At 56.1% G+C, this 12,158-nt stretch carries 13 protein-coding genes; 2 read left to right on the top strand and 11 right to left on the bottom strand.

What is annotated here, in order from left to right:
• Positions 1 to 197: 197 nt before the first annotated feature.
• A complete protein-coding gene (locus E0E00_RS13985; protein ID WP_130813127.1) occupies positions 198 to 599 on the top strand; it encodes a hypothetical protein in 402 nt (133 codons plus the stop codon).
• 69 nt (positions 600 to 668) lie between these two features.
• Here E0E00_RS13985 and E0E00_RS13980 read toward each other — a convergent pair whose 3' ends face one another.
• From E0E00_RS13980 to E0E00_RS13940, 9 genes are all read right to left on the bottom strand, one after another.
• Positions 669 to 1,271 (bottom strand): RDD family protein, encoded by a 603-nt coding sequence (locus E0E00_RS13980; protein WP_165443720.1) that lies wholly within the window; start codon positions 1,269 to 1,271, stop codon positions 669 to 671.
• The gene (locus E0E00_RS13975) at positions 1,261 to 2,460 is read right to left on the bottom strand and encodes a MalY/PatB family protein (RefSeq protein ID WP_130813125.1); all 1,200 of its coding nucleotides are present in this window, start codon (positions 2,458 to 2,460) and stop codon (positions 1,261 to 1,263) included. The genes E0E00_RS13980 and E0E00_RS13975 overlap by 11 nt, the downstream gene beginning before the upstream one ends.
• Before the next feature lie 2 nt (positions 2,461 to 2,462).
• On the bottom strand, positions 2,463 to 3,593 hold the full coding sequence (locus E0E00_RS13970) for a Xaa-Pro peptidase family protein (protein WP_242622288.1): 1,131 nt from the start codon (positions 3,591 to 3,593) through the stop codon (positions 2,463 to 2,465).
• Between the two features lie 51 nt (positions 3,594 to 3,644).
• Positions 3,645 to 4,997: a PTS sugar transporter subunit IIC gene (locus E0E00_RS13965; protein ID WP_130813124.1), complete on the bottom strand. Its 1,353-nt coding sequence runs from the start codon at positions 4,995 to 4,997 to the stop codon at positions 3,645 to 3,647.
• A gap of 5 nt (positions 4,998 to 5,002) precedes the next feature.
• Positions 5,003 to 5,344 (bottom strand): PTS sugar transporter subunit IIB, encoded by a 342-nt coding sequence (locus E0E00_RS13960; RefSeq protein ID WP_130813123.1) that lies wholly within the window; start codon positions 5,342 to 5,344, stop codon positions 5,003 to 5,005.
• Between the two features lie 42 nt (positions 5,345 to 5,386).
• Positions 5,387 to 5,728: a PTS lactose/cellobiose transporter subunit IIA gene (locus E0E00_RS13955; RefSeq protein WP_130813122.1), complete on the bottom strand. Its 342-nt coding sequence runs from the start codon at positions 5,726 to 5,728 to the stop codon at positions 5,387 to 5,389.
• Positions 5,729 to 5,778: 50 nt separating this feature from the next.
• Positions 5,779 to 6,834, bottom strand: a complete 1,056-nt coding sequence (locus E0E00_RS13950) for a M20/M25/M40 family metallo-hydrolase (RefSeq protein WP_130813121.1) — start codon at positions 6,832 to 6,834, stop codon at positions 5,779 to 5,781.
• Entirely contained in the window at positions 6,827 to 8,752 is a 1,926-nt protein-coding gene (locus tag E0E00_RS13945) for a BglG family transcription antiterminator (RefSeq protein WP_130813120.1), read from the bottom strand. The genes E0E00_RS13950 and E0E00_RS13945 overlap by 8 nt, the downstream gene beginning before the upstream one ends.
• 268 nt (positions 8,753 to 9,020) lie before the next feature.
• Positions 9,021 to 9,374 (bottom strand): hypothetical protein, encoded by a 354-nt coding sequence (locus tag E0E00_RS13940; RefSeq protein ID WP_130813119.1) that lies wholly within the window; start codon positions 9,372 to 9,374, stop codon positions 9,021 to 9,023.
• 22 nt (positions 9,375 to 9,396) lie between these two features.
• Between E0E00_RS13940 and E0E00_RS13935 the strand changes: the two genes are divergently transcribed.
• The gene (locus E0E00_RS13935; protein ID WP_130811484.1) at positions 9,397 to 9,588 is read left to right on the top strand and encodes a hypothetical protein; all 192 of its coding nucleotides are present in this window, start codon (positions 9,397 to 9,399) and stop codon (positions 9,586 to 9,588) included.
• A 189-nt stretch (positions 9,589 to 9,777) separates the two neighbouring features.
• On the opposite strand, the gene istB is transcribed toward E0E00_RS13935, so the two are convergent.
• Both istB and istA read right to left on the bottom strand, forming a co-directional pair.
• Positions 9,778 to 10,545 (bottom strand): IS21-like element helper ATPase IstB, encoded by a 768-nt coding sequence (gene istB / locus E0E00_RS13930; protein WP_207302785.1) that lies wholly within the window; start codon positions 10,543 to 10,545, stop codon positions 9,778 to 9,780.
• A complete protein-coding gene (gene istA, locus E0E00_RS13925; RefSeq protein WP_165443719.1) occupies positions 10,535 to 11,992 on the bottom strand; it encodes an IS21 family transposase in 1,458 nt (485 codons plus the stop codon). The genes istB and istA overlap by 11 nt, the downstream gene beginning before the upstream one ends.
• Between the last annotated feature and the right edge of the window lie 166 nt (positions 11,993 to 12,158).

Genomic DNA, 12,158 nt, shown 5'->3' with positions numbered 1-12,158 from the left:
TGGTGCCGTCCTCGAAGCGCGGCATGCGCATGGCCGTCATCGCGGCCTCTGATATGATGTCCATTGGGTCGTCGTTCCCTTCCACGAATCCGATTTGTCGCGATCTCAGATTCTAGGGCGACGGCCCACCTTTCTACAATTTCCACCCGGTCGGGGCGCTTACACCAACTTTTTCGACACGATCAACCAGGGAAGCCATGGGCTCCAGGATCGAGCCCCGCGCGACCATTATCGTCCACGACAGGGAGAGGGCGCACTGCGGGCTGGCCCGCGACCTCTCAGCGGTCTCCGAGTCCCACAAGGCTGACGTGCGCGACGAGGTGTATCTCGAGCGCATGGAACTCGTGAGCAACCTCTGCCCCTGGCTGAAGAGGTGCCTCTGGCGCTTCACCGGCATGTCCACGGAGAACATGCAGAGCTACCTCAACTGGTACGTGTGCCTCTTTCGGGTGAGCCAGGCAAGGGACCGCTGGCCCGAGACGGCGAGGGTCCTTCGCCACATGATGATGGCCGATGCGAGCTTCCGCAGCTCAAGGCAGGTGCGGCATCACCCGTTACGTAGACTGTCAGAATATCTTAAATTGTATGGAAGCCGATAGAGCTCACTGGCTCAAAGGCCATGGATAATCTGCATCACAACATCTCGAGATGCCATCAGGTACCTGTCATCAAGCGGATTCGACTACACAGGTGCCTGCAAGGTAATCATGAATTGCACGCTGGCCACGAATAGCAACCACCATCACGGCCGATATCATTAGCAAGATAGAGCCAGCATAGGCCAGTATTCCGTCAACATAAAAACCGGATGCAAGAGTCAGCGCCTGGCGCAGATATGAGCCCATGATTGTTGCGGAGCTTTCAATAAGAAGCAGCCCCAGCACCTGACGAATGAACAATGTCTTCACGGAGAGCTCGCTACCATCACAACGCGCAATCCGCAGATGACAGGCATGCTTGCCGAGCGTTTGACCTGGATAGATTTTCAGTGGTACCCATACATAATAGAAAAGGAACACAGCGAGCGACAAGAAAGCGCATAGATATGCCCAGAACACTGGAAGCCCCATAGCACTGAAGACATACACATCAGAGAACATATCATGCGTTCCGGATACAACATTGAACACAACCACTTCGGGAAGGCCAATCAGGACACCTGATGCTGTCCAGTCAATGGCATAGGCACCGATACGGCTCCAAGGGATACTTGCACTCGTATCGACAAGACTCTGCCTCTTGCTCAGATTTGCATTCTTTTTAGCAGCCACAGTGACCCTCCTCAAGATAACGCAGAGCTTTGGCTACACGGTTGAGTCCCTCTTCAAGTTTCGATCTTGGACAGCCTATGCACATGCGCAGATAGCCCAAGCCGTCAGAACCATACGTCTCCCCTGCCATAATTCCCACTCCGCCAATATGGACAAGCGCATCCTGCAAAGTGGCTGAACTATACCCCAGACCACGAACGTCAAGCCACGCAAGATAGGTTGCCTCTGCATCGACCAGCTGAATTCGTGGCTCATTCCGCTCAGTCCACTGAGCAATAAATGCACGGTTCCCTTGAATGTACGAACTGAGCTGATCGGCATATTCAGCACACTCCCAATATCCGACCATGGTCGCATACAAGCCCGGCAAGGTAGGGGAATTCAGATAATCTGTATGCCGCGTAATCTGCAGAAATGCATCTCTGAGTTCAGAATCTGGAATGATTAGATAAGAGCCTCCAAGCGCGGGAGTATTGAATATCTTGGAGGCAGATGATGCAACGACCACTTTGTCCCAAACATCTCTCAGCGTAATTGCAGACTGATTCCGCCGGTTCGTTAGCTGAATGTCTGCATGAATCTCATCGGTAATGAGATATAGATTATTGTCTTTGCAGATGTTCGCGATGCCGAACAGCTCGTCTTTCATCCACATTCTGCCGGTTGGGTTATGTGGAGAGCAGAGGAGAAATGCTTTGCAGCGCTTTGCCTTCTCTGAGAGATCAGAAAAATCAAGCTGATAGTGGGCATTGCCAGTACCACGAAGCAGCGAGCTGGCCACCATATGCCGCGCATTTCCTTCGATTGCGCCAGGGAACGAATCGTACATGGGACTCAAGGTGAGCACGCTCTCACCTGGGTTAGTTGTCAGCCACACCAATACCGACACGCTATACATAACGCTTGGGCTATACACAACCCAATCTTCATTGACTGGCGCGCTGTACCTCTCTTCGAACCACGAAGCTACAACACCTTTGAAATCATGATGGTTCCACCTTGTATAGCCATAAAGACCACGCTGCGCCACTTCGCTTACTGAATCAATAATTGGCTGTGGCGACAGAAAGTCGGTATCAGATATCGAGAACGGCAAAATGCCGGGCTCGCCAAAACGATCTTGTATATAGTCCCACTGAGTGCAATAAGTTCCTCTGCGGTCATGAACAGCGTCGAAATCGTAATGCATAGCTACTCCCCGTCAATGACAATGGGGTCTTTTGTTGTGTGATTCAGCGGCATTCCATGTCCGTCATGAAGCCATACGTCATCCTCAATACGGATGCCCCCGAGTCCAGAGACATAGACACCCGGCTCACAGCTCATAACCATTCCCTCATGTAGCACGTAATGGCATCCCGGCCGAAGGAGTGGGAGCTCCGTTTCATCATCGACGCCTATGCCATGACCCAGCCCATGAGTAAAACAATCTCCATATCCCGCCGTCTCAATAACCGCACGTGCTGCGGCATCGACATCTTCAGAATTGACGCCTTCGCCAATTGCATCGATGCCCGCCTGCTGCGCGTTCCTTACAACCTTGTATAGCTGCATTATGGAATCGCTTGGGGTTCCACAAAAGACGATACGAGTCATATCGCTCTGGAAGCCACCAATCTCAAAGCCGAAATCCATCATCACATGCTCGCCGCTATGAAGGACATCTCCCTTGGGCCGACCATGCGGATCGGCAGTGTGTGTCCCAATTGACACGATGGTGTCAAACGACATTTTCTCTGAGCCGCCTGCTATTCCTCCGTACTGCAGCAATGCAGAAATCTCGTAATCTGTTATTCCCACATGCATCTTAGACACGACATCCGAGAAGACGGCATCAGTCACGTCAACAGCATGCTGCAATTTCTGCATTTCCTCAGCAGTCTTGCATATGCGTAGCTCAGCAATTTCATCGCCAAGCAAAGTCACCTGAGGAACTTCTCGTTCTAGCATCAAATACTGGCTGGCAAGCGTAGCAGAGCTTTCTACACCGAGGTTTCGCCATCCCTCTTCGGTCGCAAGGTTACCAACCTCACGATAAATGGCGCTTCCGGTCTGAGTGGGAAGCAGCCTAATTGACAAATCATGCTCTCGCTCTCGCGCTTCATTGATGTAGCGTCCATCGACAATCAACCATCCGCCCGTTTTCGACACCACAACAGAACAGCCGCTTCCAGTCATGGTGCCCATCCAGCGCTTCATGGCCTTGCTGCGAATCAGAATCGCATCAAGCCCCTTCTCTTCCAACAGGGAACGTACTTGAGCGAGATGTGCCGCCATTACAAGCTCCAATCCATCGTACCCGTTCTGGAAGACCTCCTGCATGCAGGGGGCCTTCCAGAACGGGGTGCAGCAGAACGTTGCACCCCTGAATGGCTAGATGCCGAGGTCAAGATCATCGAGAATGGCTTGGTCTTCATCGGTCAGAAGTTTCGAGCCCTTGTTCTCGTTCTCGATTTCCTTCTCGATGAATCGACGTTCGTACATCTTGAAGAACGGATAGTAGAGCGCCAGCGAAAGACCAAGCTGGATGGCGTTGACTACAAGAGAACGCCAGTCAAGATTGGTGAGATATCCTTCGAGGAAGACGCCCACATATGGTGGCGTGAAGAACGAAGGTGTCAACAATCCAAGCTTGACGGCAAAAGCGTCAACCGTCGAGATGATGCCGCCACCGATAACATACGGGAGGAAGAAGATCGGGTTAAGAACGATAGGGAGACCGAAGAGAATCGGCTCATTGATGCCGAAGAGCATCGGGATGAATGCAACGCGACCGATTTTCTTGATTGCGTCAGACTTCGAGAAGCAGCACCAAATGACAAGGCCACCCGTGATGCCAGTTCCCGTGAAGTTGCCGAAAGCAGACATCGGGCCAGGCGTGAAGAAGTGCGTCATTGGCAGGCCAGCCTGGTAGTTTGCAATGTTCTCAGCAAGGAACTGGGTGGAAATGGGGCTCGTAATCGGGCTAAGTACGGACGGATGGATGCCGAAGAAGAACAGAAGGCAATGCAGCATCTTCAGGAACATATAGGCAAAGGGATTGTCCATCGAGCCAACAAGCGGTGCGAGTATGGCAGTAAAGATGAGCGGAGGAAGAACGCCCAGCACATTCGTGCAGAAAATCCTGATGATCAGGAAGAAGCCAATGATGATAACGGAAATAGGAATCATCTCAAATGAGCGGGATACAAAATCAGGCACTGCTTCAGGCATCTTGATCGTGAAGTTCTTCTTTTTGCACCAGCGGAAAAGTTCTACTGCAATCAGAGTGCCGAACATGCAGGTAAAGAGGCCCTTTGGTCCAAGATAGGTAGTAGCTATGCCTCCATCTTCCGTATAGTCCACCGACAGAATCAGAAACGCAATAACACCCATAGAGAGGCATCCTGGAACGTCAAGTTCATATGACTTTGCCATATGGTATGCCATGATTGCCGAAGCATACAGTGACATGAGAGCCATGCCGACCTTGTAGGGGATATAAATCGTGCCAAGGTTGGCAAGAATCCACTGAGACACAGCGTTGTCTTCGCCAATCATGTTCGGAATGGCTTCAGGAATCAAGCAGAAAGAGCCAATGATCAGAAGCGGCGTCAGGCCGACCATAGCTTTCTTGATAGCGCTCAGATGAATTTCCTTATCCATCCAGTTGGCAATTGGGTTGAGGTACTTGCCAATGACCTTTTCAAACTTGGTCTCTTTCGGTTTGGTCAGTTGCTCAGACATCTGCTCTACCTCCCCTGCTTCTTGAGCTGAACCTTACGCTGTTCGACGAGCACCTTCTTGAGCACTGTTGTGCCATCCATCTGGCCATATGTCTGAGAATCAACCACAACGACTGGAATCTCTCGGCCACCCAAGGCCTTCTTCACGCTATCAAGCTTGTGCGCAATCTGTGGTCCAAGCACGATAGCATCTGCATCGTTGATTTCGGAATCAAGGATATCAACTGGTATGGCATCAAAATGAAAGTCGCTCTCATTGAGTTTCGGGCTGCGTTTTACCGCATCCTTCATCGAGTTCATGAGCATTGTTGTAGACAGACCACCCGCGCAGCATAAAACGATATTCATGGCTCTCCCTTTCACTTGAATCTTCCACGTACCGACCCGCTTCTACTCCTTGACGCCACCCCTCCTTTGATCTCTGGCTTCGAACACATCAACAAGCTCCTCAATAAGGTCCCGCGCAAGCTGAGCAGTCATGTAATGGTCTTGTGCATGAACCATAAGAAGCGAGATGGACTCTGAATCTGACCCATCTGCATTGAGAGCAGCAGATATCATTGCTGTCTGCACGTTATGCGCCTCGATATCAGCCTTCTTGGCTTCGGCAAGAAGCTCGCGTGCCTTCTCATAATCACCGGTTTTGACCATCTGCAAAGCCTGGAATGCCTTTGCCTTCGAGTCTCCTGACGAGGAAATCATCATCAGTATTTCCTGCTCATTGGGAGTCATAGGTGCCTCGCCTTTCTTGTTTGTCGCTTGTGGTTATATGCAGCTATTTGCTACCAAGCCAAAAATGAGTCAAGCTGCGCAGCGTCAAGTTCCTGCGCAAGAGCGGCAACCGCGTTTGCTGCACCCTCTATGTCGCGAAGATCAGCTATTGAGCAACTTGCATGGCAATAACGGAGCGGAATGCCGATGACCAGAGCAAGTCGGCCTCCATCAACCAGATGAGCCAAGCCGGCGTCAGTGCCACCACCGCCGAACATATCTCTCTGATAAGAAAGCTCGTGTTTCTCGAATAATGCCTTCGCAAATCTCAGGAGATCCCGATTGGGAGACATGGTCTTGTCGTAGTGCTCCAGCATGAATCCGGCCCCAAGCTGGCGATGATTGCGGAATCCACGATCCATCTCGGGATGATTTGCCGTATCAACTGCAACCGCAATATCCGGTTTTACTAAATCGGCCACTGTCTTGCCGCCGCGAGTACCAACTTCCTCGCTTGAGCTGAATGCGATATACACATCGTTGATACGTTCAGACTGCTGGTTGAGCAAATCCAGAGCTTTCAGCAATGCAGCACAGCCAACCCTGTCATCGAGCGCTTTCCCGGCAACTCTCTCATCAGAAAGCATGGATGCATTTGTGTCGAAAGTGACCATTCTGCCTTCAGCTACCCCATAATCTCGGACTTCCGCCTCGCTATCGAAGCCAAGATCTGTGTAGATACCTGAGATAACACTGTTGTCATCGCGCGTGCTATTTAGTATACCTCTGAGTTTTCTTCCATCATCTGCAGTCAATCGCACGAGTTGCATATCGCAACTCTTCGGCAGCACATGTCCGACGGGAAGCAGATACAACATCCCGATTGGAGATATGGACCGAACAATGAAGCCCACCTCATCCATATGCGCCATAAAAAGAAGCTTTACTGCCTTTCCTTGCTCAGTTTTCGTAGGAGGAAGATGGACGATAAGGCTTCCAAGACCGTCATAGAACACCTCTGCAAAGCCCATATTGGAAATCTTTTCTTGCAGCAGATGGCGCACTTCCCCTTCATCACCAGCTATTGCATCAGCACAAGACAGCTCAATCAGAAAATCGCTATACATTGAGAACACCCTCCATCTCCTTGAGACACAGCCTCAGCTCACGAGCGGATCCGCACGCTGCCACTCGATCGACTAGCTCGGGCTTTAGCATCAGCTGATAGAGACGCTTAGATATCTGCTGGTAGCGGAATAAGCTCTTACGTGTTAGGCAAATCATGAAGATGACACGAGCAGGCTCGTGCTCATCTGAACGGAGCTTGCCAGTAGGAATCCAAGCGGAAATTGCATCCTTCAATGCCTCGGTTTCGAGAGGATGTGGAATGCAGACGCCATTGAGATAACGGGTGGAAGAGAAGCTTTCCCTTTTGAGGACGAGTCCAGTAAAGCCTCTTTGACCATATCCCTCATCCTCAAGCTGATAACCCATAGCCTCCAGCACGTCTTCATAGCTCCGATAATCCGGCGCATCTATCTTGCGGAAGCAATCAGAAGATATGAGACTCCAGACATCCGAATCATCCGTCTCGGTACCGTGGAGATTTCCATAGCGCACTGACTCACGAATGCCAGCCAGATCTTTCTGGTCAAGCATCTCGTGGATATAGACAATTGGAATGTTCGTATCAAGCTGGAATGGAACCATACTGAATACAAGGTCAGGATTGTATTTCTGTACGTCATCATGCTGCTGATAAGAGAACGTCTTGATTTCCGCTGTCGGAAATACAGATTCGAACTGCAGGCGAACGAGATACGATCCCCCACCGCCAGTCGAGCACACAACCGCGATTCTGGCATAGCTTCGCAAAGCTTGCTGCCTGACCCGCTCATCATGTGCAGCCAGATGGCAAGCAACAAGTGCCGTTTCGTCATGAGTCGGCACTACGCCATAGCGTTGTCCAAGCCATGAACAAATGCGAATGGCGACATTCATGCTATCTGGATGAGTAATCTCGAATTCTCGAGAACAGTTGCTGCTATAGGAAATTTTCTTTGAGAGGCGCTCAATCAAGAACGTTAGATGCGTAAGAAGCATCGTCCTCAAGACCGAGTCGGAAAAATAGCTAGTTCCATGCTCTTTGTCGTATTCTGCAAAGAAGCCACCCAGATCTTCGTCAAGTCTCTTGGCATCGAATGCCAGCGGTTCGTCGACACGAACCAATTGTCGGAGAATCCAGATGAAGTCTTCCCGATCGGTATGCGTAGTCGCATATCCAGCTATCTTTGCAAGGTTGCTGCAAAGCAAATCGGCAGCAGCAGTAATGCCGTCGGGAATATCCGCAGAAACATCAGGGGAGCTGTTAAAGTCATTGCGCTTTCTCATCGCATAAAACAAGGTTGCCGCAGCAAACGCGCTGAAGCGTAGGTACTCAGGGTATTCGACCTCAAGATGAGCGTCGTGAAGAACGTCGAGGACGATGTCTTTGGTGTCCAGCGCCTCTGGCAGCACTTCACTGACCTTGCGCGATGCCGCGGAATTAGAATCAAGCAAGAGCCTTGCAAGACATTGTTTCATAGCACGCGCATAACCAGTCAGACGGATGCCGCGAGAACGCTCTCTTTCAAGAATCACGCCAGACTGGTTAGCCATTTCCTCTACCCTATCCAGTTCAGCAAAAATCGCGCTGCGTCCAACGCCAAAGATGTCTGCCAATTCCTGCGAAGACAGGAATCCATCCTCCGATGCATCGTCAAGGAGACTTTGAAAAATATCCTCAGCGTCCACGGTGCCAAATTCAGTCTGGTCATCAAGCAGCGCGATATAGTGCTCAAAAGCCTGGCGATCCAGAATGTCGAGAGAGATGCCTTGGCCTCTATGCGTTACCAAATTGAAGCCGTGACCCGCGCTGGCCTGACGAATATGACGCAGGTCATCCTGAACAGAGCGTTTTGATACTCCAAGTCGATTTGCGATTTCGACAACAGGAAGTGACTGAGCCGTCGAATCAAGCATCTGAATGATTTCAAGTGTTCTCACGCAGCTCTCCTTCCTGTTCTATAGCGACATTCCATATCAACTTGCTTTCACCATACGAGACAGAGGCTTCTTTCCAAAGTCTGAACAGGGCGCATAAATGCGCAAAGTTAAAACTAAGAGTTCCTTCGTTCAATGGAACGTATGTATGCAGACCTACCTCTTCATGCGCATAAAAGATGTTCTAACAGTCTAGGTAACGGGTGAACCAGAGCGACCATCTGGCCACGGTTTGATATGCTTCTGGCTGCCAAATAAAGCGTTTGAATAGTCAGCCAGAGTGCGGATGCTTGCGCTTCCTTGGACTGCGGCAATGCGCCTCGGTGAGCATCAGATGGCGGAGGGCCCTTGCAGCCTTCGGCCGTCTCTCGTCAGCCTGCTTGACCCGGAAGAGATAGGCATACCAGTTGAGATGCCCCTGGAGGCCCGAGACCTTCATGCCCACGCAGCCCTCCACGAAGCGCCTCATCCAGGCGCACAGGCTGTTGACCATCTTCATGCCTTCAAGATAGCCCGGATCCTCGGTGTCGGCCTTGTATGCGACGCTGGCCCCCCTCGCCGCCCTGACCCCCTTCCCGCTCGGCCTGCCGTGCCCGCACACGGCCGCAGCAGGGTTCCCGTGCACGCCGATCGCCACGGAGACGCATATGAGGTTGCGCGACAGCCCTACGCATCGCGTGGCATCCGGCGGCGTTCTTGAGGGTCGGGCCCTCGATGTGCATCTCGCCTGTCCAGCACTTGCCGCGCAGCGCCACGCGCTCCTGGTAGCCGCCGGGCTTGGACACCGCCCTGCGCCGCCACTCGAAGGCGGCCTGGTGGGAGATGCCGCATGCCTTTAGCAGCGGGGTCGAGCTGGGCGTCGTAGCACATGAGCCGGACGAGAAGCGCCCAGGTGTGTTATGTCAATAGCTCTTGAGCGAAAATCTCATCGGGATTTGAGCGGAATTCTCACCTGAATTGAGCGGGCCCTGCTCAGTTCTCGTCGCAGGGCCCGCCATCCGCCTCGTCTAGCGCTTCAGCCCGGGCCCCTACTCCGGGTCTCCGGCGCCACCCCCGTCCTGGGACATGAGCGCGTGCCTGACACGGTAGGACTCGCCCCCGGACTGGAGGAGCCTGCCGTGGTGGACGACGCGGTCGATCACGGCGGCGGCCATCTGGTCGTCGCCGAAGACGGACCCCCACCTCGAGAACTCCAGGTTGGTCGCGAGGACGATGGACTGCGTCTCGTAGGCCTGCGAGACCACCTGGAAGAGCAGCCTCGCGCCGTCGACGCCGGGCGGGAGGAACCCCAGCTCGTCGACGACCAGCAGCTCGGCCCTGCCCACCTGGGCGAGCTCGCGGCCGGGCCTGCCCTCGTCGCGGGCGCGCCGCAGCCTGCCGACGAGCGACGAGGCGGTGAGGAAGCGCGCGGGCCGGGCCGACTGGCACGCCAGCGCGCAGAGCGCCTCGGCCATGTGCGTCCTGCCCGTGCCCACGTCGCCCACGGGCACGAGGTCCTCGCGGCCGTCCAGGAACGACAGCGAGAGCAGGTCGTCCCTGCCGAAGCCGTCCGGCCAGGACACGCACGACCAGTCGTAGCCGTCGAAGGTCTTCGCCTGCGGCAGGGCGCACCTCCTCAGGAGCTGCGCCCTCTTCGAGGCGTCCCTGCTCGCGCCCTCGGCCTCGAGGTAGCCGAGGAGGTACTCGACCTGCCTGGGCGTGCCCCTCCTGGCCCACTCCGCGAGCACGGACCTCGCGGGCGAGCACCTCTTGCCGGCCTCCACGACCGCGCCCGCCACGCACGCGCTACTCTGCATCCCGCGCCGCCTCCCCGAGGAAGCCGTCGTAGACGGCGAGGTCGGCCCGTCCCGGCTCGGGGCCGCCCGCGGCAACGCGCCTCGCGAGCGCGTCGCAGGACGCGTCGTCGGGGACCCTCCCGCCCCCGAAGATCCTCGCGGCCGCCTCGCAGGCGGCGCCGAAGCCGGAGTGCTCGGACGCCCTCCCTATCGCCCTGAGGGCCCTCCTCCTCCCGGCCTTGTCGCAGCGGTCGATATCGCCGACGAGCGCGGCGGGCATGTCGAGCCTGATCGTCGACTCCCCGAAGGCCCTCGGCCTCGCCACCAGCGCCGGTATCAGCGACGCCGGGTTCCTCACGGTCTCCCCCTCCCCGAAGCTGCGGGCGAGCGTGGCGACGCGCCTGCCCCGGTCGGCGAGGACCTCGACGGACCTGGCGCGCACGCCCACCACGAGCTCGCGGTCGTGCCATGCGGGCCCGACGCAGCAGGGGTTGCCGTCCACGCGCACGTAGCCGCGCTTGTCGGCGCGCGCGTGCGCCCACCCGGCCGCGTCGAAGGGCGTGCCCGGCAGGGCCAGCATCCCGGCGAGGTCCTCGCGGAGCGCCTCCGGCGTGGGCGCCCCGGCCCTGCTCCTCGCGCCGGCGTTGATCCGCTCGCAGCCGGCCCTGAGCCTCTCGTTGAGCTCGTCGATCGAGGCGACCTCGGGCACGGGGACGGGGAGGTTGCGGCGGAGGGGCCCCACGGCGTTCTCGACGGGGCCCCTCTCGTTGCCGGGGCAGGGGTCGCGGCAGCGGCTCTCGAGGCGGTAGTGGGCCCTGAAGTGCGAGAACAGCTCGGACTCGGTGACGACGCCGCGGAGCATGCGGCCGGCCTCCGTGGCGTCGTCGGGCACCAGGACGCGCGGGGCCCGCCCGACCCACTCGAAGACGAGGCGCAGGCCCCAGCAGAGGCACTCGGACCCCTCGAGCCCCATGGCCACGCAGAAGCGGGCGCTGGGGTGGGGCAGCGTCACGACGAGGAGCCTGAGGGTGCGCGGGGCGCCCGCGACGACCGCGCGGAAGGCCCCGTAGTCGACCTGCGCGGTGCCGGGCTCCCAGGCGAGCTCGAGGCATCCCTCGCGCGGGGAGCGCGCGTGCGCGCGTCTCCACTCGCCCACGTGGCGGCACACGGCCGAGTAGGAGCCCCTGTAGCCGCGCTCCTCCACCAGCCTGTCGTAGATCCTCCTGGCGGTGTGGCGCTGCTTCCTGGGCGCGCCGAGGTCGGCCTCCAGGACTGAGTCGACCCACGCGGCGTCGGCGTCGATCGCGGGGTGCGGCCTCGCGCTCACGGGCGCCGCCGGCGACATGTCCTCCATGTCCGCGTACTTGCGGACGGTGTTGCGGCTCACGTGGAGGTCGCGCGCTATCTGCGCCCTGGACGTCCCGCCGGCGTCCAGCTCTCTGATAGCCTGTCTTGTGCTAAGGGGCACGGTCATCCTTCCTTCCTCTCCGGGCAGGCCTCGTCCGACTCAGCAAAATCCCGCCCGGAGGAAACATAGCGGGGCCGTGCCCCTTGCGCGACTCGGGCACGGCCCCATGCGAATACTGCTCAATTCCCGATGCGTACGGGGGGGTGGTACCGGAAATCCGTACCAG

Source organism: Olsenella sp. Marseille-P4559, assembly GCF_900605015.1.
GTDB lineage: Bacteria > Actinomycetota > Coriobacteriia > Coriobacteriales > Atopobiaceae > Tractidigestivibacter.
Note: the sequence above shows the minus strand (reverse complement) of the source record. Positions and strands in the feature narration are given on the sequence as shown.

Excerpts from the sequence above, each read along its gene's own strand:
- E0E00_RS13960 (WP_130813123.1), bottom strand. The coding sequence starts at position 5,344 with ATGAATATCGTTTTATGCTGCGCGGGTGGTCTGTCTACAACAATGCTC.
- istB (WP_207302785.1), bottom strand. The coding sequence starts at position 10,545 with ATGCAGAGTAGCGCGTGCGTGGCGGGCGCGGTCGTGGAGGCCGGCAAG.
- E0E00_RS13965 (WP_130813124.1), bottom strand. The coding sequence starts at position 4,997 with ATGTCTGAGCAACTGACCAAACCGAAAGAGACCAAGTTTGAAAAGGTC.
- E0E00_RS13950 (WP_130813121.1), bottom strand. The coding sequence starts at position 6,834 with ATGTATAGCGATTTTCTGATTGAGCTGTCTTGTGCTGATGCAATAGCT.
- E0E00_RS13985 (WP_130813127.1), top strand. The coding sequence starts at position 198 with ATGGGCTCCAGGATCGAGCCCCGCGCGACCATTATCGTCCACGACAGG.
- E0E00_RS13955 (WP_130813122.1), bottom strand. The coding sequence starts at position 5,728 with ATGACTCCCAATGAGCAGGAAATACTGATGATGATTTCCTCGTCAGGA.
- E0E00_RS13935 (WP_130811484.1), top strand. The coding sequence starts at position 9,397 with ATGAGGTTGCGCGACAGCCCTACGCATCGCGTGGCATCCGGCGGCGTT.
- E0E00_RS13975 (WP_130813125.1), bottom strand. The coding sequence starts at position 2,460 with ATGCATTACGATTTCGACGCTGTTCATGACCGCAGAGGAACTTATTGC.
- E0E00_RS13970 (WP_242622288.1), bottom strand. The coding sequence starts at position 3,593 with ATGCAGGAGGTCTTCCAGAACGGGTACGATGGATTGGAGCTTGTAATG.